The sequence below is a fragment of the Ideonella sp. P3_A4 genome, assembly GCF_056403075.1.
In genome coordinates, this window is sequence record NZ_JBFUGE010000958.1 from 1 (window position 1) to 1,675 (window position 1,675).

Annotated in this window: 1 protein-coding gene; it reads left to right on the forward strand. The window is 62.7% G+C overall.

Annotation, left to right across the window (positions count from 1 at the left end):
* Positions 1-1,574, forward strand: a 1,574-nt coding sequence (locus AC1DYI_RS34850) for a WD40 repeat domain-containing protein (protein WP_477208671.1), incomplete at its 5' end; no start/stop codon positions are given.
* Positions 1,575-1,675 lie beyond the last annotated feature (101 nt).

The following is a 1,675-nucleotide window of genomic DNA, read 5'->3' on the forward strand; positions in this document are numbered from 1 at the left end:
GTGGCAAGGCGATCGTTGCTGCCTCCCAGGACAAGTTGCTTCGATTCGACGTCCCAGCGCAAGAAGCGCAGGGCTCCTTCGACACGCCAGCGACAACGCTGGTCAGCTTCAAGTTCGAAATCACGGCGTTGGGCCATGCGCCGGACGAATCCGGAGTATTTGTCGCATTGGCAGATGGCAGCCTCACGCACGTGGATGCTGCCCGTGGGCGTCGACTCGACACGCGTCCGCCCGACGGATCGACACCCGTCATCGCCCTGACCTTGCTCGGCGACGGGTCTCGTCAGGTGGTGTCGGTGGACAGCGAGGGCGTGCTCGCGGCCTGGCAGGTCGATGACTCCGGCAAGCTGGTGCGGCACCGCAACTTGGACTACAGCGCGGACGAGAACGCTGCGATGATCGTGGCCGTCCCCGGATCCGATCATGTGCTGGTTGGCGGTGGAGATTCGGTGGTTCGAGAGTGGCCCATCAAACCCAGATCGGTCGATTCGGCCATCAGTGAGTACCCGCCCAGTGTCAGCGACCGAGTCTCGGATCCCGTGTCGACGGGAGGCTCGGTACGCGTGGCTGCCTGGGAAGACGGCAAGCTCAGCATCCGCGATGTGCAAACCGGGGCGAAATCTGCGGCATGGGATGTTGGCGTCCTGGGTGACGTGTTGTCGCTGGCCCTCAGCCCCAAGGGCCGGTATGTGGCCCTGGGGACTCGAACCAACGGCCTCACCGTGTGGGCGCTTGATTCGTCACAGTCTCCGCGGGAGATCTTCAGGACTCGAGCGGGTGGGGCAGAACTGCTCACCTTCTCCAGCGACGAATCGTTGCTGGCTGCTGCGGGCGGCCAGGGTGACGTGACTCTGTATCGCGTGGCCGCCACGTCGGTTCAACCCTTGAAGCGTCTGCAGGACGCGCCGGGGGTCACCGCGCTGGCGTTCAGTGCCGATGGGCGACTGGCGGTGGGCACCTCCAATGGATCCATTACCTGGTTCCGTCCGAGCCGAGGCGATTGGGCGAAATGCGACTGGAATGTGCCGACCAACTCGCGAGTGACCGCGTTGAACTACCTCGGAAATGGACATGAACTGCTCGTCGCGGTCGAACTTCAGTCGACCACCGAGCGCATGGGCGAGCTCGCGCTGCTCGATGCCGATTGCCGCAAGGCGAGCTTGTCAGACCGCGTGACAGTTCAACGGCCACTGCGCCGACTCGATTCGAGTGAAGACGGTGTCTTCATAGCAGGAGCCACCTCCAATGGCRACCTGTCCATTTGGAAGCGCGACGTCAGTTTGGATTCCCTCAAGCCGGCCTTCTGGCCCATCTATTCGTTTCGCCAGCGAATTAACGACCCATTGAACGATGTCGTAGAGACCGGCATGAGCTACTCGCGCGAGAAACCTCACCGAGTGTGGCTGGTGAGGCCATCTGGCGTCGCAAGAAGCTGGGTGGCACCGCAAGAGTGGATGCCATTCCTGTGCAACCAACTGGCCGGAAAAGCATTGACCGACGATGAGTGGCGGCCTTACCGCGACGCGGTCGGCGATCCGCCAGCCCTGTGCCGACAAGGGAAGACCTCGCCATGAAACGCCATCAAGCCATCGCCACCTTCTGCAGCCTGATTTGCATTGGAGCGGTTGGCGTCGGCTTTGCCGAGCCGGAGGCACAGACTCCGATGGTCAACATG